Below are 18683 nucleotides of genomic sequence, written 5' to 3'. Positions count from 1 at the left end.
CGGGCGATCACCCGTCAGGACGCCCGTCCGGTACCGTCGCCGCCATGAGTTCGCAGGAGACGAACGGGGACACGGAGCCCGCGGTCGAGGGCACCCGGGGCGGCGTCCCCAGGTGGCTGGCCGTCGTGGCCGTCATCGTGCTGGTGGCCGGCCTCGCGGTGCTGGGGGTCGGAGGGACGCGCTACCTGCAGGCGCGGGCCGCGCACCAGGTGGCGCAGGACCGCGAGGAGGTCGCCGAGGCGGCAGCGCAGGTGATCATCAACGCCTTCAGCTTCGACCACCGCGACGTCGACGACTCGCTGGCGCAGCTGGCCGAGGCGTCCACGGGCGACTTCCTCGCCGAGCAGGAGCAGTGGGCCGAGGACGTACGCACGCGCGTCCTCGAGCAGAAGGCGGTCACCACGGCCACCGTCTCCCACACCGCGGTGAAGTCCCTCGACCGGGACGCCGGGGACGCCGCGGTGCTGGTCGTGTTCACGGCCCACTCCGAGCGCGAGGGTCAGGACGACATCACCGGCCGTCAGGCCATGCGGGTCGACCTCACCCGCGTGGACGGCCGGTGGAAGGCCGACGCGGTCAACCAGGTCGGGGTGACCGTGCCCGTCGGACAGTCCAGCCGCTCGGTGCAGGAACTCGCGGTGCCCGAGGAGGGGTCCGCCGGCCAGGAGACCGAGGGTCGGGGGACCGGGGAGCAGGGCGCAGGCGCGGCGGAGGAGTCCGACGACGCGCCGGCGGCGGGCCAGACCACACCGGCGCCGACCACGACCGCCGGACGATGACGAAGGGCGGGACGAGCTGATGCCACCCATCAAGAGAACCCAGAAGCAGGCCACCCCGCAGGCCAGGCGACGCCTCGCCGGCCACGGTGGGCCGACCCGGCCCGCGCCCGGCCCCGAAGACGCCGGCCCCGAAGACACCGGACCAGGCGAGGACCGCGCGTTCGACGCCGGACCAGGCGAGGACCGCGCGGACGACGCGGTGACGGGCGACGACCCGGGCGGGCGCGTCCCTCGTCGTCGTCCCTCGGGTGTCGCCCTCGCCACGGCCGCGGTGGCGGTCGGCCTGATCGCCGGCGGCGCGGGGGCCTTCCTGGCGACCGGCCCCGGCGTGACGGTGGAGAACCGCGCGTTCGTCGACCAGCAGGGGACCGACGAGGTCCTCGCCGCCGCCACGACCAGCGTGCAGCGACTCGTCGCGATCGACCACCGCGAGCTCGACCAGTACCACGACTCGCTGGGGGAGTTCCTCACCCCGGAGCTCGTGGAGGAGCTCGACCGGAACTGGCCGGCGCTGCGCGACAGCTACGAGCAGACCGCCACCACCGTCGACGCGGTCGTCCGCGAGGCCGGCCTGTCGTACCTGCAGGGCGACAAGGCCGAGGTGCTGCTGGTCCAGGACGTGTCGATGAGTCGTGACGGCGTGGCCGCGGGCAGCACCAGCGGGACCTACCTCGTCGGTCTGGACAAGGTGGACGGGGTGTGGAAGCTGTCGAGGATCCCGGATCTGCCCTCCTGACGGGGGCTGTGGCAGCACCGATCCGGGACCTGACCGAGTCGGATCCTTGACGAACGGGGTTTCACCCGTCACCCTTTAGAAGCATCGGGCGTGATCCACACCGCCCGGGTGCGACGTCCCGACCGGGGGCCGATGAGGCGAGAGCCACGAGGGCAACCAGCGCAGAGACGGACGCCGCGCCACGGATATGAGCAGCCTCCGGGGGTCTCCCGTCGAAGGCTGGACTTTGTCGCCGCCTTCCGCTAGATTAGGTCGTTGCGCTGGCTGCTATTTGCCCACTCGTTCGTCCGTGACGGCTCGTCCCCGGTTCCACCGGGTGGTTCCCGAGCCTTCGATCCGGCCGCGGACCTGGGGGGATAACCGTCGGCGGACCGCTCGCAGATACATCTGTGGTCACCGCCCGTGGTGATCACGTGAGGTGCTGGAAGGACCCATCTTGGCAGTCTCCCGCCAGACCACGTCAGTCTCCACCGTTCCCGGTGCGCCCCGGAGAGTCTCGTTCGCGAAGCTCACCGAGCCGTTGCCGGTCCCGGGGCTGCTCGACCTCCAGACGGAGTCGTTCGAGTGGTTCATCGGTTCGGAGGAGTGGCAGAAGAGGGCCGCCTCGCGCGGTACCACCAACCTCGAGGGAGGCCTGGAGTCCATCCTCAAGGAGATCTCCCCGATCGAGGACTTCTCCGGATCCATGTCGCTCTCGTTCTCGGAGCCCTACTTCGAAGAGGTCAAGGCCTCTCTCGAGGACTGCCGCGAGAAGGACCGCACCTACGAGGCGCCCCTGTTCGTCACCGCGGAGTTCGAGAACACCGAGACCGGCGAGATCAAGTCCCAGACCGTCTTCATGGGTGACTTCCCCATGATGACAGACAAGGGCACGTTCATCATCAACGGCACCGAGCGGGTCGTCGTCTCCCAGCTCGTCCGCTCGCCGGGCGTGTACTTCGACCGGTCCCGCGACAAGTCGACGGAGAAGGACGTCCACTCCGTCAAGGTCATCCCGTCGCGCGGTGCGTGGCTCGAGTTCGACGTCGACAAGCGCGACACGGTCGGCGTGCGCATCGACCGCAAGCGTCGCCAGTCCGTCACCGTGCTGCTCAAGGCCCTCGGCTGGACCACCACCGAGATCAAGGAGCGCTACGGCTTCTCCGAGATCATGATGTCCACGCTCGAGAAGGACACGGTCGAGGACACCGACCAGGCCCTGCTGGAGATCTACCGCAAGCTGCGTCCGGGCGAGCCGCCCACCCGCGAGTCCGCCGAGGCCCTCCTGGAGAACCTCTTCTTCAAGGAGAAGCGCTACGACCTGGCCCGCGTCGGCCGCTACAAGGTCAACCGCAAGCTCGGCCTGCCGGATCCCGAGGGCGACGCGACCACCACGCTCACCCGGGAGGACATCGCCGCGACCATCGAATACCTCGTCCGGCTCCACGCCGGCGAGAGCAGCATGCAGGTCGCCGGCGGCCGCGAGGTCCCGGTCGAGGTCGACGACATCGACCACTTCGGCAACCGTCGTCTGCGCACCGTCGGCGAGCTCATCCAGAACCAGGTCCGCGTCGGCCTGTCCCGGATGGAGCGCGTCGTGCGCGAGCGCATGACCACGCAGGACTCCGAGGCGATCACCCCGCAGTCGCTGATCAACATCCGGCCCATCACCGCGGCGCTCAAGGAGTTCTTCGGAACCTCCCAGATGTCGCAGTTCATGGACCAGAACAACCCGCTGTCGGGCCTGACGCACAAGCGTCGCCTGTCGGCGCTCGGTCCCGGCGGCCTCTCGCGTGAGCGCGCCGGCCTCGAGGTCCGCGACGTCCACGCCTCGCACTACGGCCGCATGTGCCCGATCGAGACCCCCGAGGGTCCGAACATCGGTCTCATCGGTTCGCTCTCGGTGTACGCCCGGGTCAACCCGTTCGGATTCATCGAGACCCCGTACCGTCGCGTCGTCGACGGCGTCGTCACCGATCAGGTCGACTACCTGACGGCCGACGAGGAGGACCGCTACGTCGTCGCCCAGGCCAACTCGGAGATCGACGCCGAGGGCCGCTTCGTCGAGGACCGCGTCCTCGTGCGCAAGAAGCACGGTGACGTCGAGATGGTCGAGCCCGGTGACGTCAACTACATGGACGTCTCGCCGCGCCAGATGGTCTCCGTCGCCACCGCGATGATCCCGTTCCTCGAGCACGACGACGCCAACCGTGCGCTCATGGGCGCGAACATGCAGCGTCAGTCCGTCCCGCTCGTGCGTTCCGAGGCGCCGCTCGTCGGCACCGGCATGGAGCTGCGTGCGGCGGTCGACGCCGGCGACGTCATCGTCAACTCGAACCCGGGCGTGGTGGAGGAGGTCTCGGCCGACTTCATCACCGTCATGGACGACGACGGGGGTCGCCAGACCTACCGCCTGTCCAAGTTCGCGCGCTCCAACCAGGGCACCTGCTCCAACCAGAAGCCGATCGTCGACGAGGGTGACCGCGTCGAGGCCGGCCAGGTCCTCGCGGACGGCCCCTGCACCGAGAACGGTGAGATGGCGCTCGGCAAGAACCTGCTCGTGGCGATCATGCCGTGGGAGGGCCACAACTACGAGGACGCGATCATCCTCTCGCAGCGCCTGGTGGAGGAGGACGTGCTCACGTCCATCCACATCGAGGAGCACGAGATCGACGCCCGCGACACCAAGCTGGGCGCCGAGGAGATCACCCGGGACATCCCCAACGTCTCCGACGAGGTCCTCGCGGACCTCGACGACCGCGGCATCGTGCGCATCGGCGCCGAGGTCCGTGACGGTGACATCCTCGTCGGCAAGGTCACCCCGAAGGGCGAGACCGAGCTGACGCCCGAGGAGCGTCTCCTCCGCGCGATCTTCGGTGAGAAGGCGCGCGAGGTGCGCGACACCTCGCTGAAGGTGCCCCACGGTGAGTCGGGCAAGGTCATCGGCGTGCGCGTGTTCTCGCGTGACGACGACGACGACCTGCCCCCGGGCGTCAACGAGCTGGTCCGCGTGTACGTGGCGCAGAAGCGCAAGATCCAGGACGGCGACAAGCTCGCCGGCCGCCACGGCAACAAGGGCGTCATCGGCAAGATCCTGCCCGCCGAGGACATGCCGTTCCTGCCCGACGGCACGCCCGTGGACATCATCCTCAACACGCACGGCGTCCCGCGTCGTATGAACATCGGTCAGATCATGGAGACCCACCTCGGCTGGCTGGCCAAGGCGGGCTGGGAGGTGCCGCGCGAGGCGGACGGTTCCCTGCCCGAGTGGGCGTCCAAGCTGCCGGAGGAGATCCACAGCGTCGAGCCCGGCACCAACACCGCCACCCCCGTCTTCGACGGCGCGGCCGACACCGAGATCACCGGTCTGCTCGACTGCACGCTGCCGAACCGTGACGGTGAGCGGATGGTCAAGGGCGACGGCAAGGCGACCCTGTTCGACGGCCGCTCCGGCGAGCCGTTCCCGTACCCCGTCGCCGTGGGCTACATGTACATCCTCAAGCTGCACCACCTGGTGGACGACAAGATCCACGCCCGCTCCACGGGCCCGTACTCGATGATCACCCAGCAGCCGCTGGGCGGTAAGGCCCAGTTCGGTGGCCAGCGCTTCGGTGAGATGGAGTGCTGGGCGATGCAGGCCTACGGTGCGGCGTACACGCTGCAGGAGCTGCTCACGATCAAGTCGGATGACGTCGTGGGCCGCGTGAAGGTGTACGAGGCGATCGTCAAGGGCGAGAACATCCCCGAGCCGGGCATCCCGGAGTCCTTCAAGGTCCTCCTCAAGGAGCTGCAGTCGCTGTGCCTCAACGTCGAGGTGCTCTCCAGCGACGGGCAGGCGGTCTCCCTGGGCGAGGGTGACGACGACGACCTCGACCGCACCGCCGCGAACCTCGGGATCAACCTCTCACGCGACGAGTCCTCGGCGGCCGACGAGCTGGCGCAGTAAGTAGGCGGGCGGGCGGCAGAATCTGCCGTCCGCCCCGCACCCGAAGAATTCAGTTCCACCACGGCGGGCCCCCGGCCCGACCCCGCGAGGGCCCGCCATCATCCCACCCGGGAAAGGACGCCTACGTGCAGGACGTCAACTACTTCGACGAGCTGGTCATCAGCCTCGCGACCGCCGAGGACATCCGTAACTGGTCCTACGGCGAGGTCAAGAAGCCGGAGACCATCAACTACCGCACCCTCAAGCCGGAGAAGGAGGGCCTGTTCTGCGAGAAGATCTTCGGCCCCACCCGGGACTGGGAGTGCTACTGCGGCAAGTACAAGCGCGTGCGCTTCAAGGGCATCATCTGTGAGCGCTGCGGCGTCGAGGTGACCCGCGCCAAGGTGCGTCGTGAGCGGATGGGCCACATCGAGCTCGCCGCGCCGGTCACGCACATCTGGTACTTCAAGGGCGTCCCGTCGCGTCTGGGTTACCTCCTGGACCTCGCGCCCAAGGACCTCGACAAGATCATCTACTTCGCCGCGTACGTCATCACCGGCGTCGACACCGAGCTGCGGCACAACGAGCTCAGCACCCTCGAGGCCCAGGTCCTCGAGGAGCGCAAGATCATCGAGGACGAGCGCGACTCGGACATCGAGGCCCGCGCCCGCAAGCTCGAGGCCGACCTCGCCGAGCTCGAGGCCGAGGGTGCCAAGGCCGACCAGCGCCGCAAGGTGAAGGACGGCGGCGAGAAGGAGATGAAGAAGATCCGCGAGGCCGCCCAGCGTGAGCTGGACCGCCTCGAGGAGATCTGGAACACCTTCGTCAAGCTCGACATCAACCAGATCATCGTCGACGAGGGCATCTACCGTGAGCTCGAGGACCGCTTCGGCGAGTACTTCGAGGGCGGCATGGGCGCCGAGGCGATCCAGCAGCTGCTGCTGAACTTCGACCTCGAGGCCGAGGCCGAGTCGCTGCGCGAGATCATCCGCAACGGCAAGGGCCAGAAGAAGATCCGTGCCCTCAAGCGGCTCAAGGTCGTCTCCGCGTTCCTGCAGTCGGGCAACCACCCGGCCGCGATGGTGCTCGGCGCCGTCCCGGTGATCCCGCCGGAGCTGCGTCCCATGGTCCAGCTCGACGGTGGCCGCTTCGCCACCTCGGACCTGAACGACCTCTACCGTCGCGTCATCAACCGCAACAACCGCCTCAAGCGACTGATGGACCTCGGTGCGCCCGAGATCATCGTCAACAACGAGAAGCGGATGCTGCAGGAGTCCGTCGACGCGCTGTTCGACAACGGCCGTCGCGGCCGCCCCGTCACCGGGCCGGGCAACCGCCCGCTGAAGTCCCTGTCGGATCTGCTCAAGGGCAAGCAGGGCCGGTTCCGTCAGAACCTCCTGGGCAAGCGCGTCGACTACTCGGGCCGTTCGGTCATCGTGGTCGGCCCGCAGCTCCAGCTGCACCAGTGTGGTCTGCCGAAGCTCATGGCTCTCGAGCTGTTCAAGCCGTTCGTCATGAAGCGCCTCGTGGACCTCAACCACGCGCAGAACATCAAGTCCGCCAAGCGGATGGTCGAGCGTCAGCGCGACCAGGTGTGGGACGTGCTCGAAGAGGTCATCGCCGAGCACCCGGTGATGCTCAACCGTGCGCCCACCCTGCACCGCCTCGGTATCCAGGCGTTCGAGCCGCAGCTCGTCGAGGGTAAGGCGATCCAGCTGCACCCGCTCGTGTGTGAGGCCTTCAACGCCGACTTCGACGGTGACCAGATGGCCGTGCACCTGCCGCTGTCCGCGGAGGCGCAGGCCGAGGCGCGCATCCTGATGCTGGCGTCGAACAACATCCTGTCGCCGGCGTCGGGCCGCCCGCTCGCCATGCCGCGTCTGGACATGGTCACGGGGCTGTACTACCTGACCCGTCTGGACGAGGACGCCACCGGCGCCTACGCGCCCGCCACCGACGACGCCCCGGCGACCGGTGTGTACTCGACCCCGGCCGAGGCCATCATGGCCGTCGACCTGGGTGTGCTCGACATCCACGCCCCGATCCGGGTCCGGATGACGACGCAGCGTCCCACCGCCGAGGTCGAGGCGGAGCAGTTCCCCGAGGGCTGGACCGCCGGCCAGGAGTGGATCGCCGAGACGACCCTCGGCCGTGTGATGTTCAACGAGCTGCTCCCGGCGGACTACCCGTTCGTCAACGAGCAGATGCCGAAGAAGCGTCAGGCCGTGATCATCAACGACCTCGCCGAGCGCTACCCGATGATCGTCGTGGCGCAGACGGTGGACAAGCTCAAGGACACCGGCTTCTACTGGGCCACCCGCTCGGGTGTCACCATCGCCATGTCCGACGTGCTCGTCCCGCCGGCCAAGAAGGAGATCCTCGCCTCGTACGACGCCAAGGCGGCCCGCCTGGAGTCGCAGTACGACCTCGGCAAGATCACCGACGAGGAGCGCAAGAGCGACCTGGTCAAGCTCTGGCAGGAGGCCACCGACGAGATCGGCCAGGCCATGGAGGCCAACTACCCGGACGACAACCCGATCCCGACGATCGTCAAGTCGGGCGCGGCGGGCAACATGACCCAGATCCGGTCGCTGGCCGGCATGAAGGGCCTGGTGACCCGTCCGAACGGCGAGTTCATCCCGCAGCCCATCAAGTCCTCGTTCCGCGAGGGCCTGACGGTGCTCGAGTACTTCATGAACACGCACGGTGCCCGTAAGGGTCTGGCCGACACCGCCCTGCGTACCGCCGACTCGGGCTACCTCACCCGTCGTCTGGTCGACGTCTCCCAGGACGTCATCGTCCGCGAGACCGACTGTGGCACGAGCAAGGGCGTGGAGACGACCATCGCCCGCCCGATCATGGACGCCCATGGCAACTCCACCGGTGTCCTCGAGCGCGACGAGCACGTCGAGACCTCGACGTTCGCCCGGACGCTCGCGGAGGACGCCGTCGACGCCAACGGCACGGTCATCGTGTCCGCGGGCACCGACCTGGGCGACCCGACGATCGAGGCGCTCATCGCCGCCGGCGTGGAGAAGGTCAAGGTCCGTTCGGTCCTGACCTGCACCACCGGCACCGGCGTGTGCGCGACCTGCTACGGCCGCTCGATGGCCACCGGCCAGCTGGTGGACATCGGCGAGGCCGTCGGCATCGTCGCCGCCCAGTCGATCGGTGAGCCGGGTACCCAGCTCACGATGCGTACGTTCCACCAGGGTGGCGTCGGTGACGACATCACCGGTGGTCTGCCGCGTGTGCAGGAGCTGTTCGAGGCCCGCGTGCCGAAGGGCAAGGCGCCGATCGCCGAGGAGGCGGGCCGGATCCGTATCGACGAGGAGGAGCGCTTCTACACCATCACGATCGTGCCGGACAACGGTGCGGACGAGATCGTGTACGAGAAGCTGTCCAAGCGTCAGGGTCTCGCTCACGTCACCCTCGACGACGGCTCCTCGCGGCCGATCGCCGACGGCGACCACCTCGAGCGCGGTCAGGCCCTCCTGGAGGGCCCGGCCGACCCGCACGAGGTGCTGGCGATCCTCGGGCCGAACGGTGTCCAGAAGCATCTCGTCGACGAGGTGCAGAAGGTCTACCGCTCCCAGGGTGTGTCGATCCACGACAAGCACATCGAGGTCATCGTCCGCCAGATGATGCGCCGCGTCGCGATCAACGAGTCCAACAGCACCGAGTTCCTGCCCGGTGCCCTGGTGGAGCGTGCCGAGCTCACGGCGGAGAACCGTCGCGTGCTCACCGAGGGCGGGTCGCCGGCCTCGGCGCGCCCGGTCCTCATGGGTATCACCAAGGCCTCGCTCGCCACGGACTCGTGGCTGTCGGCGGCCTCCTTCCAGGAGACCACCCGCGTGCTCACCGACGCCGCCATCAACAAGCGGTCGGACAAGCTCGTGGGCCTCAAGGAGAACGTCATCATCGGTAAGCTCATCCCCGCGGGTACCGGTATCAACCGCTACCGGAACTCCACGGTCGAGCCCACCGAGGAGGCCCGCGCCGCCGCGTACTCCATCCCGGACTACGGCGACGGCTTCTACGGCCCCGAGGACGGCTTCGGCGACGCCACCGGAGCCTCCGTCCGTCTGGACGACCTGGGCTACTGACAGGCGGCGCGCGACCGGCACCTGGTCGCGCGCAGCAGCCCTCACCGGACCCCCGAGCACCCCGCGTGCCGGGGGTCCGGTGCTCTGCGGGGCCCGGGTCCGGCCGCGTCCGGACCCGTGGAGAACGTGTTCTAGACTTGCCCGATGTGCCCGGCGCCACTTCCCGGCAACCGCCGGCGTCGGGGCCGATGACCGTAGAAGGAGGCGATCGATCGTGCGGATCGCGTTGCTCTCGTACCGGAGCAAGCCCCACGGCGGAGGTCAGGGCGTGTACGTACGCCACCTCAGCCGGGAGCTCGCGGCGCTCGGCCACACGGTCGAGGTGTTCTCCGGTCAGCCGTACCCCGAGCTCGACCCCGGGCCCACCCTGACCAAGGTCCCGAGCCTGGACCTGTACAACGACGCGAACCCGTTCCGCACGCCGCGCCCCCGCGAGATCCGGGACCTCATCGACGTGCTCGAGGTGGTCACCATGTGGACCGCCGGGTTCCCGGAACCGCGGACGTTCAGCCTCCGGGCCGCCCGCACGCTCGAGCGGCGACTCGGCGACTTCGACGTGGTCCACGACAACCAGTGCCTGGGTTCGGGCCTCCTGCAGTTGGAGAAGGCCGGGTTCCCGGTGGTGGCGACGGTGCACCACCCGATCACCCGGGACCGGACGCTCGCGATGCGCGAGGCGCCGCTGCGCAAGAAGATCACCACGTGGCGGTGGTTCGGGTTCCTCGGCATGCAGATGCGGGTCGCGCGCAGGCTGGAGGAGATCATCACCGTCTCCAGCAACTCCGCCGACGACATCGCCTCCGACTTCGGCGTCGACCCGGACCGCATCGTCACCATCCCGCTGGGGGTGGACACGGACCGGTTCCACGACCGCCGCGAGCGCGAGGCCGGTCGTCTGGTGTGCGTGGCCAGCGCCGACCAGCCGCTCAAGGGCGTGCCGGTCCTGCTGCGTGCGCTGGCCCGCGTCCGCGAGGAGCACCCGGGCGTCCGGCTGACGCTGATCTCCAAGCTCAAGCCGAAGGGCGAGGCCGCGCGACTGCTGGACCGGTTGGGGTTACACGATGCGGTGGACCTGGTGTCCGGGGTCGACGACGACGAGCTCGCCCGCCTCGTGGGGTCTGCCGAGATCGCGGTCGTGCCGAGTATGTACGAGGGGTTCTCCCTCCCGGCGGTCGAGGCGATGTCGAGCGGATGCGCGCTCGTCGCGACGCGGGCCGGGGCGTTGCCGGAGGTCGTGGGCACGGACGACTCGGCGGCCCGCCTGGTGGAGCCCGGTGACGTCGACGCATTGGCCGGGGCGATCAGCGCGCTGCTGGCCGATCCCGCCGAGCGGGACCGGCTGTCGAAGGGTGGCCGCCAGAGGGTGATGGAGCGCTACAGTTGGGCGGCCGTCGCCCGCCGGACCGTCGAGGTCTACGAGGCGGCGATCGCCCGGGTCCGCGGCGAGACGCTGCCGGACCTGTCGGCGGGGCCGGTCCTCGGGCCGGATCAGACCGAGATCGACGAGCACGTCACCGACGACGCGCCCGAGGTGCTCCCGGAATCCGGTGAGTACGACATCCGTGAGCAGGAGGACGCCGCATGCTGACCGCTGACTTCGACCGTCTGGGGGTCACCCCGGGCATGCGAGCCATCGACGTGGGGGCCGGGCTCGGCCGTCACACGTTCGAGCTCTACCGGCGTGGGGCCGACGTCACGGCGTTCGACCAGAACGCCGACGAGATGCAGCAGGTCGCGGACATGCTGGCGGCCATGGAGGCCGAGGGCGAGGGCCTGCCCACGTCGAAGGGCGAGGCCGTCACAGGGGACGCCCTGGCCATGCCGTACGAGGACGCGACGTTCGACCTGGTGCTCATCTCCGAGGTCCTCGAGCACGTGCCGGAGGACACGAAGGCCATCGCGGAGCTGGTCCGGATCCTCAAGCCGGGCGGGGTCGCCGCGGTGACCGTGCCGCGGGAGTGGCCGGAGAAGCTGTGCTGGAAGCTGTCGGACGCCTACCACTCCAACCCGGGCGGGCACTGCCGGATCTACACGGCCGAGGAACTCGGCTACAAGCTGCGCGCCGCGGGCCTCGAGGTGACGGGCACCGGATACGCGCACGCGCTGCACGCGCCGTACTGGTGGCTCAAGTGCGCGGTCGGGACGGAGAACGAGGATCATCCTCTGCCGAAGGCGTACCACAAGCTGCTCGTGTGGGACCTCATGAAGGGCCCGTGGGTCACACGCACCGCCGAGAAGCTGCTCAACCCGGTCATGGGCAAGTCGATCGTGTTCTACCTGCGCAAGCCCGTGGAGGCCTGATCGTCCGTGCAGTCACACAACAACGGCGTGTCCCGCCCGGGGCCGGTGACCGTGGTGGCCGGTGACCGGCCGGTGCCCAGCGTGCCGGGCGTGCTCGACGCCGACGCGGTCCGGGCCACCGGGGAGTGGATCGCCTCGGTCCAGAAGCCGAACGGTGAGATCCCGTGGTTCACCGGTGGGCACACCGACCCGTGGGACCACGTCGAGTCGGCGATGGGCCTGTCCGTCGCCGGCCAGTGGGAGGCCGCCGAGCGGGCCTACGGGTTCCTCCGCGACACCCAGCGCGCCGACGGGTCGTGGCCGGTGAAGTGGCAGGACGGCCGGATCGTGGACGGCGACGTCGACTCGAACTTCTGCGCCTACGTCGCGGTCGGGGTCTGGCACCACCACCTGGTCACCGGCACCCCGGGGTTCCTGGAGTCGATGTGGCCGACCGTACGGCGCGCGCTCGACCTGGTGCTGACGTTCCAGGGCCCGGAGGGGCAGATGTGGTGGGGCGCCGGCCCCGAGGGCTTCTGCGAGGAGGCCCTGGTCACGGGGTCCTCGAGCGTCCACCACTCGCTGCGCTGCGGTGTCGCGATCGCGGAGGAGCTGGGCCTGACGGCGCCGGACTGGGACGCCGCCGCCGATCGGCTGGGTCACGCCCTGCGGGCGCATCCGGAACTGTTCACGCCCAAGGACGAGTTCTCCATGGACTGGTACTACCCGGTCCTGGCCGGCGTCATGGTGGGGGAGCAGGCCCAGGCGCGGCTCGACTCGCGGTGGGAGGACTTCGTGGTGGAGGGCCTCGGCATCCGCTGCGTCGACCACCGACCGTGGGTGACGGGGGCCGAGACCTGCGAGCTCGTGCTCGCGCTCGAGGCCGCGGGTCGGCACGACCAGGCCCTGCGGCAGTTCACCGCCATGCAGCACCTGCGGGACGACGACGGTTCGTACTGGACCGGCCTCGTCTTCGCGGACGGCAAGCGGTGGCCCGTCGAGCTGAGCACGTGGACCGCGGCGGTGATGCTGCTGGCGGCGGACGCCCTGTCGCGCACCACGCCGGGCAACGAGATCTTCCGGTACGTCTCCGACCACACCGTGCAGCGTCTGCGGGCGCAGCCGGGCGACCCGGCGAACTGCGTGCCGGGCGAGGCCTGCCCGCCAGCCGTCTCCGTGCGCTAGTCTGACCGCACGCCCGCGCTGGACACCTGTCTGATCAGGTGTCGGTGCAGGTGGCGGACGCAGACGAGGGAGCGCGCATGGAATTCGGCCTGACACTGTTCACGAGCGATCGGGGTATCCGGCCCCACACGGCCGCGCTCGCCGCCGAGCGGGCCGGGTTCTCCGCCTTCTACGTCCCCGAGCACACGCACATCCCCGTGCGGCGCGAGGCGGCGCACCCCGGCACCGGGGGAGCGGAGCTGCCCGACGAGCGCTACAGCCGGACCCTGGATCCGTGGGTCGCCCTGGGGGCGGCCGCGGCCGTCACCTCCACCATCCGTCTCGGCACCGCGGTGTCGATCCCGGTGGAGAGCGACCCCATCACGCTGGCCAAGACCATCGCCTCCGTCGACCACCTCTCCGACGGCCGCACCGTCCTGGGCGTGGGCTACGGCTGGAACCTCGACGAGATGGCGGACCACAACGTCCCGCCGGCTCGACGACGCACGATGCTGCGCGAGTACCTCGAGGCCATGCGGGAGCTGTGGACGCACGAGGAGGCCGAGTACCACGGTGAGTTCGTGGACTTCGGTCCGAGCTGGGCGTGGCCCAAGACCGCCCGCACGCCCGGACCGCTCACCCTGGTCGGCGCGGCGGGGAACGAGAAGAACCTCAAGTGGATCTGCCGGAGCGCCGACGGCTGGATGACCACCCCGATCTCCCAGGACATCTCCGGCAGCGTGCGGCGGCTGCGCGAGCTGTGGGCGGAGGCCGGACGCGAGGGCGAGCCGTACATCGTCGTACTCGACGGCAAGCCGGTCCCCGAGAAGATCGAGGCCTACCGCGAACTCGGCGTGCACGAGCTCGTGTACGGCACCCCGGACCGGTCCGAGGAGGAGGTACTGGCCTACATCGACCGCCTGGCCGGCAAGCTCGGCCTCGGGGCCACGGTCTGAGCGGCCGGCCGCGGGCCGGGGCCGGCCGCGATCGGTAGGGCCCCATCCGGGTCGGTTCCGCCGGTACCGTCGTGGCATGGAACACAGTGATCCCGCCGCCCCCGTCGTCGTCATCACCGGGGCGGGTGGTGGCCTCGGCGCCGCCACCGCCGCGCTCTACGCCGACCGCGGTTGGCGGGTGGTCGCGGTCGACCTGACCGCACCACCCGGGGGCACCGGCATCTCCTCCCTGGCCGCGGACGTCACCGATTCCGCCTCGCTGGCCGCGGTCGCCGACCACGTCCGGACTGAGCACGGTCGACTCGACCTCGTCGTCACCTTCGCGGGGGTCCTCGGTATCGGCCCGCTCGCCGAGACCGACCCGGAGCGGGTGCAGCACGTGCTCGACGTCAACGTCATGGGCACCGTCCGAACCGTCCACGCCCTGTGGGACCTGCTACGCGAGACGGGCGGACGGGTCGTGCTCATCAGCTCCGAGACCGGCCCGCAGCACGGGATGCCGATGAACGGCGCCTACGCCATGAGCAAGCACGCGATCGAGGCCTACGGCGACGCCCTGCGGCGGGAACTGATGTTCCTCGGGATGGACGTCGTCCTCGTCCAGCCCGGCCCGTTCCGCACCGGCATGACCGCCTCCATCCGGCGGCGCTTCCAGGAATCGACCGTCCCCGGATCGCCGTTCGCCGCGATGGCCGCGGTGATGGGCGAGATGGCCGCGGGGGAGGACGACAAGGCCACCGACCCCACCGTGCTCGCCGAGGCCGTGTGGCGGGCCGGCACCACCGCCCGGCCGCGCCACCGGTACGCCGTGCGGTGGGACCTCGGACGACGTCTGCTGGACCACCTGCCCGTGCCGCTGGTCGACACGGCTCTCACGCTCGCGCTGGGCGGGAAGATCAACGCCCGTAAGCTCGAGATGCGGCGCCAGACCGCCGACGCCCGTGAGCAGATGAGGGAGGTGGCCGAATGACCAACCTCGACCCCCGGCCCGAGGAGATCGGGTGCGAGGCCGGCGGCGCACCCGGCGGCCCCCGGCCCGGCGGCGCGGCGGTGGAGATCATCACCTCGCGCGGCGTCCCGCTCGGCGGGCCCCGCGCGATGACCGTCCGCCGCACTCTGCCCCAACGCCAGCGCTCCCTCATCGGTGCCTTCTGCTTTGTCGACCACTACGGACCGGACGACGTCTCCGTGAGCGGCGGCATGGACGTCCCCTCCCACCCGCACACCGGCCTGCAGACCGTGAGCTGGCTGTTCGAGGGCAACATCACCCACCACGACTCGGGGGACAACCACGCCGTCGTGCGCCCCGGCGAGGTCAACCTCATGACCGCCGGGTCCGGCATCTGCCACACCGAGGTGTCGACCCAGGACACCACCGTGCTGCACGGAGTGCAGCTCTGGACCGTGCTCCCCGAATCCCATCGGGACACGGGAGGCCGCAGGTTCGACCACTTCGTGCCCCCGACCACCGGTTTCCCGGGCGGATCCATGCAGGTCTTCATGGGATCACTGATGGGCTCGTCGTCGTCGGTCCCCACCTACACCCCCCTCGTCGCCGCGGAGATCCGGCTCGACCCCGGCGCCGAACTGACGCTCGACGTGGACCCGGAGTTCGAACACGGGCTGCTCGCCGACGCCGGCGAGCTCACGCTCGAGGGGGTGCGCGTGGCGGTGACCGAACTCGCCTACACGGGCGTCGGCGAAACCACCCTGACCCTCCGCAACACCGGCACCACCGCCGGGCGCGCGATCCTCATCGGCGGCACGCCGTTCGCCGAGGAGATCATCATGTGGTGGAACTTCATCGGGCGCACGCACGAGGAGATTGCCCTCTACCGCGAACAGTGGGAGGCCGGCTCCGACCGCTTCGGCCGCGTGGACGGCTACATCGGCCACGACCCGCAGGGCCTGACCCGACTACCCGCGCCCACGCTGCCCACCACCACGCTCAGACCGCGGGTCAACCCCGACCCACGCGCCCGTACCGTCGAGTAGGGAGACACCGATGACCGAGTACACCGACAAGACCGGCGCCACCGTGACCGTGGAGCGCTCCGGATCGCGCGAGGCGTTCGAGATCCGCGACGCCTCCGGGGAGCTCGCCGGCCACGCCGACTTCCGCGAGATCGACGGGGAGCGAATCTTCCACCACACCGTGGTCGGCGAGGAGTTCGGGGGACGGGGGATCGGCACGGCGCTCGTGCGCGGTGCGGTCGAGGCGACCCGCGCCGACGGCGTGACGATCGTCCCCGTCTGCTCGATGGTGGAGGGGTTCCTCGGCAAGAACGCCGACGAGTTCGCAGGGGCGTACCGCGACGCCACCGCCGCCGACCGCGCCCGCGTCGGCGCGGAGGAGGGCTGACGTGGGCGCCCCTCAGCTCGACCGGACCCAGCGCGAGGTCTACAAGCAGCTCGTCCGCACCGCCGTCGCGTCGCGGGAGGCCTCCCGCGAGGCCGGGCTAGAGGACGCGCTACTCGAGCTGGTCAACGTGCGGGTGTCGCAGATCAACGGGTGCGCGGCGTGCCTGGCCACCCACGTGCCGGCCGCCCGCGACGCCGGGGTGTCGCAGCAGCGACTCGACCTCTTGCCCGCGTGGCGCGAACTGGACGCGTTCGGCGACCCCGAGCGGGCGGCGTTGCGGCTGGCCGAGACGTTGACACGCCTGGACGACGGCGACGAACGCGCTGCCGCGACGGCGGCCGCGGCCGACCACTTCTCGGAGGAGCAGCTCTCGGCGTTGGAGTGGACGATCGTGCTCATCAACGCCTTCAACCGGGTCTCGATCGCCAGTCACCACCAGCCTCGGATCGAGGACTGACAACGGGGACCGCGCGCGGGCCGCTGACCCCGGGCCGGCCCGCCCCGCACACGGTCAGCGGGACGCGACCGGGACCATCGCCGCCCGGTCGGAGCGCACGATCTCCTTGCCGAACGGGAAGCACGTCACGGGGATGAGCTTGAGATTCGCCCACGCCAACGGCAGGCCGATGATCGTCACCGCCTGCGCGAGCGCCGTGGCCACGTGGCCGATCGCCAGCCACAGCCCGGCCACCAGGAACCAGAGGACGTTGCCGACCGTGCTCACCCCGCCGGGCCGACCCCGGTCGACGACCTCGCGGCCGAACGGCCACAGCACGTAGGCGGCGATCCGGAAGCTCGCGACCCCGAACGGGATCGTGATGACGAGGAGGCACGCGAGTATCCCGGCGAGCACATAGCCGAGGAACAACCACACGCCCGCGGTGAGCAGCCAGACGATGTTGAGGACCACGGTCAGCACGGAACGCATGCCGTCACTGTAGGTCGGAAGCGGAAGTCGCGTGACGGGGCTACGGTGGGCGATGTGAGCGACAAGCCGGACGTCAGGACCCTCGGCGAGCTGCGCGCCGCCGGTTACACCAGCCGCACCCTCCGTGAGGAGCTGCGCGAGAACCTGCTCGCGGCCCTGGCCGCGGGGCGTGATCCGTGGCCCGGGATGCACGGCTTCGACACCACCGTGATCCCGCAGGTCGAACGCGCGATCATCGCCGGACACGACATCGTGCTGCTCGGTGAGCGCGGGCAGGGCAAGACCCGGTTGCTGCGTACCCTCGTCGGGCTGCTCGACGAGTGGTCGCCCGTCGTCGCGGGCTCCGAGCTGGGGGAGGACCCGCTCGCCCCCATCACCGACCCTACCCGCGAGCGGATCGCCCGCGAGGGCGACGCGCTGCCCGTCGAGTGGCGTCACCGCACCGAGCGGTACGTCGAGAAGCTCTCCACCCCGGACACGTCCGTGGCCGACATGATCGGCGACGTCGACCCGATGCGCGTGGCGGAGGGTCGCCGCCTGGGCGACCCGGAGACCATCCACTACGGGCTCGTCCCCCGCGCCAACCGCGGGATCGTGGCCCTCAACGAGCTGCCCGACCTGGCCGAGCGGATCCAGGTGGCGCTGCTCAACGTCATGGAGGAGCGGGACGTCCAGATCCGCGGGTACGTGCTCCGGCTGCCGCTGGACGTGCTGGTCGTGGCCTCGGCGAACCCCGAGGACTACACGAACCGCGGACGGATCATCACCCCGCTCAAGGACCGGTTCGGCGCGGAGATCCGCACCCACTACCCGCTCGACCTGGCCGACGAGATCGAGGTCGTGCGGCAGGAGGCCGAGCTCACCGCCGAGGTGCCCGACCCCCTCATGGAGTTGCTCGCCCGGTTCACCCGCGAACTGCGCACCTCCGACGCGATCAACCAGGCCTCGGGGGTCTCGGCACGCTTCGCGATCGCCGGTGCCGAGACCGTCGCCGCCGCGGCCCGACGGCGCGCGGCCGTCCGCGGGGCCGACGACCCCGGGGAGGCGGTCGCGCGGCTGGTCGACGTGGACGCCGCGGTCGAGGTCCTGCGCGGCAAGATCGAGTTCGAGCCCGGCGAGGAGGGCCGCGAATCCGAGATCCTGCGATACCTGCTGCGTACCGCGACCGTCGATGTGGTGCGCGGGCTGTTCCGCGGCCTCGACATGGCCCCGCTCGTCGAGGCGTTCGACGGCTCGGTGACCTTGACCACGGGGGCGAGCGTCACCGCCGCCGAGTTCCTGGCCGCCCTGCCCGAGCTGTCCGTGCCGGGGCTGTACGACGAGATCGCCGACCGGGTCGGCGCGACGAACGCCGGCCAGCGAGCCGGCGCCATCGAACTGGCGCTGGAGGGGCTGTACCTCTCGCGGCGCCTGTCCAAGGAGACCGGGGACGGCGCCGCCGTCTACGGCTGAGAATCCCACGGCGGCC

General features: G+C 70.2%; 14 protein-coding genes. 13 read left to right on the top strand and 1 reads right to left on the bottom strand.

What is annotated here, in order from left to right; genetic code table 11:
- The first annotated feature begins 44 nt into the window (after positions 1-44).
- The 12 genes from RWK90_RS04795 to RWK90_RS04740 all read left to right on the top strand — a co-directional run bounded on the left by RWK90_RS04795 (position 45) and on the right by RWK90_RS04740 (position 16744).
- The gene (locus RWK90_RS04795; RefSeq protein ID WP_314035312.1) at positions 45-779 is read left to right on the top strand and encodes a hypothetical protein; all 735 of its coding nucleotides are present in this window, start codon (positions 45-47) and stop codon (positions 777-779) included.
- A gap of 19 nt (positions 780-798) precedes the next feature.
- The gene (locus RWK90_RS04790; RefSeq protein WP_314035310.1) at positions 799-1515 is read left to right on the top strand and encodes a hypothetical protein; all 717 of its coding nucleotides are present in this window, start codon (positions 799-801) and stop codon (positions 1513-1515) included.
- A gap of 436 nt (positions 1516-1951) precedes the next feature.
- Positions 1952-5440, top strand: a complete 3489-nt coding sequence (locus RWK90_RS04785) for a DNA-directed RNA polymerase subunit beta (RefSeq protein WP_314035308.1) — start codon at positions 1952-1954, stop codon at positions 5438-5440.
- Positions 5441-5565: 125 nt separating this feature from the next.
- The gene (locus tag RWK90_RS04780; RefSeq protein ID WP_314035306.1) at positions 5566-9525 is read left to right on the top strand and encodes a DNA-directed RNA polymerase subunit beta'; all 3960 of its coding nucleotides are present in this window, start codon (positions 5566-5568) and stop codon (positions 9523-9525) included.
- Between the two features lie 214 nt (positions 9526-9739).
- Entirely contained in the window at positions 9740-11113 is a 1374-nt protein-coding gene (locus RWK90_RS04775) for a glycosyltransferase family 4 protein (protein ID WP_314035304.1), read from the top strand.
- Complete coding sequence (locus tag RWK90_RS04770; protein WP_314035303.1) at positions 11107-11826, top strand: class I SAM-dependent methyltransferase; 720 nt, start codon at positions 11107-11109, stop codon at positions 11824-11826. Before RWK90_RS04775 ends, RWK90_RS04770 begins: the two co-directional genes overlap by 7 nt.
- A 45-nt stretch (positions 11827-11871) precedes the next feature.
- Positions 11872-12990, top strand: coding sequence for a prenyltransferase (locus tag RWK90_RS04765; RefSeq protein WP_396230272.1), 1119 nt, complete (start codon positions 11872-11874; stop codon positions 12988-12990).
- A 77-nt stretch (positions 12991-13067) separates the two neighbouring features.
- Positions 13068-13925: an LLM class F420-dependent oxidoreductase gene (locus RWK90_RS04760; protein ID WP_314035301.1), complete on the top strand. Its 858-nt coding sequence runs from the start codon at positions 13068-13070 to the stop codon at positions 13923-13925.
- A 76-nt stretch (positions 13926-14001) separates the two neighbouring features.
- Positions 14002-14895 (top strand): SDR family NAD(P)-dependent oxidoreductase, encoded by an 894-nt coding sequence (locus tag RWK90_RS04755; RefSeq protein WP_314035299.1) that lies wholly within the window; start codon positions 14002-14004, stop codon positions 14893-14895.
- On the top strand, positions 14892-15920 hold the full coding sequence (locus RWK90_RS04750; RefSeq protein WP_314035297.1) for a pirin family protein: 1029 nt from the start codon (positions 14892-14894) through the stop codon (positions 15918-15920). Before RWK90_RS04755 ends, RWK90_RS04750 begins: the two co-directional genes overlap by 4 nt.
- 10 nt (positions 15921-15930) lie before the next feature.
- Entirely contained in the window at positions 15931-16287 is a 357-nt protein-coding gene (locus tag RWK90_RS04745) for a GNAT family N-acetyltransferase (RefSeq protein WP_314035295.1), read from the top strand.
- 1 nt (position 16288) lies between these two features.
- The gene (locus tag RWK90_RS04740) at positions 16289-16744 is read left to right on the top strand and encodes a carboxymuconolactone decarboxylase family protein (protein ID WP_314035293.1); all 456 of its coding nucleotides are present in this window, start codon (positions 16289-16291) and stop codon (positions 16742-16744) included.
- A gap of 54 nt (positions 16745-16798) precedes the next feature.
- On the opposite strand, the gene RWK90_RS04735 is transcribed toward RWK90_RS04740, so the two are convergent.
- Positions 16799-17215, bottom strand: a complete 417-nt coding sequence (locus RWK90_RS04735) for a YccF domain-containing protein (RefSeq protein ID WP_314035292.1) — start codon at positions 17213-17215, stop codon at positions 16799-16801.
- Positions 17216-17260: 45 nt separating this feature from the next.
- On the opposite strand from RWK90_RS04735, the gene RWK90_RS04730 reads away from it, so the two are divergent.
- Positions 17261-18667: a sigma 54-interacting transcriptional regulator gene (locus tag RWK90_RS04730; protein ID WP_396230267.1), complete on the top strand. Its 1407-nt coding sequence runs from the start codon at positions 17261-17263 to the stop codon at positions 18665-18667.
- Positions 18668-18683 lie beyond the last annotated feature (16 nt).

The organism is Dietzia sp. CH92, assembly GCF_032248695.1.
GTDB lineage: Bacteria > Actinomycetota > Actinomycetes > Mycobacteriales > Mycobacteriaceae > Dietzia.
Note: the sequence above shows the minus strand (reverse complement) of the source record. Positions and strands in the feature narration are given on the sequence as shown.